At 48.4% G+C, this 1,094-nt stretch carries 1 pseudogene; it reads left to right on the forward strand.

Annotated features, from left to right (window positions below):
* Positions 1 to 1,094: pseudogene (locus tag ACFILZ_RS09835) on the forward strand (filamentous hemagglutinin); the annotation flags it as partial.

The raw sequence follows: 1,094 nt of genomic DNA on the forward strand, positions 1-1,094 counted from the left end.
CAGTCAGCGACGGGTTCTTTGCATTTACAGGCAGCAAAGCTTGAGGCGGGGAATGGGCGGATAGCCGCCGGTGATCTTTTAGAGATCCAAGCAGCAACAATTGATCTAAGCCGCATGCAAGACAATGATCAAACAGGGGTTTCTTCCCTTGGCGATCTAACCATTGAAACCAATCAAATCAGCGCTTTAAACAACCATATTGGTGCCAAGGGGAATATTGTCTTGAGCGCCGATGATGCGCTCACTGTAGGCGCTGGACATTATAGCGCCGGCGGTTCTCTTTTGGTGGAAGCAACAGAGCTTACATCACGTGCGCGCTTAGTGGCAGAGCAAAAAATTGACCTTTATGCGCATCACGGTGCCCTGATCCAAGAAGGCACTGTCTGGTCTAATGGGAAGATAACGCTGGATGCCCATGGTGCCCTCAATCACACGGGTGATATTATCAGTATGCAGCAGGTTGCCTTGACAGCGGGGGGCATGTTCACAACCTCTCAAGAGAGCACGATTTTAAGTTATGATGTGGTTTTAAGTGCTGATGCTTTAACCCAAGCAGGGACTGTGGAAGCCCAAGAAGGAGCATTAACCCTTCAAGTGCGTGATGGGGTCGCAAATAGCGGCACAATGCGCGGTGAGAGTGTCGATGCTCATATTGGTGCATTTACCAATCAAGGGACGTTTATTGCAACCGATGATTTGCATTTGATGGTAAGCACACAAGAAGGCGCCGATCCGCAACAAGCCTTTCTGAAGAATACATCCGAAGGTGTCCTTCAAAGTGGTGGTGTTTTTGTTGTGACCGCAGGGCAATTAGACAATGCCGGTGCGCTTGGCTCTAGTGGTGAGAATGTTGCGCTCAATGTGGCAGGAAATGTCAGCAATAGTGGGCTGATTTACGCCAAAAAATCTATGGATCTATTCAGTGATGGTAATCTGACCAACACACAGGGCAGAATGATTGCAGAAGAGGCTCTCAGCATTGGTGGGCTGAAAGAGACACGTGCTGGTCATATAAATAATGAGGCTGGTCTTCTCAGTGCTTTAGCCGGTGAGATGAAGATTGTTGCAACGTCTTTTGTCAATAAAAGCGCTGA

Source organism: Bartonella sp. AP40SXNS, from assembly GCF_042195825.1.
GTDB lineage: Bacteria > Pseudomonadota > Alphaproteobacteria > Rhizobiales > Rhizobiaceae > Bartonella.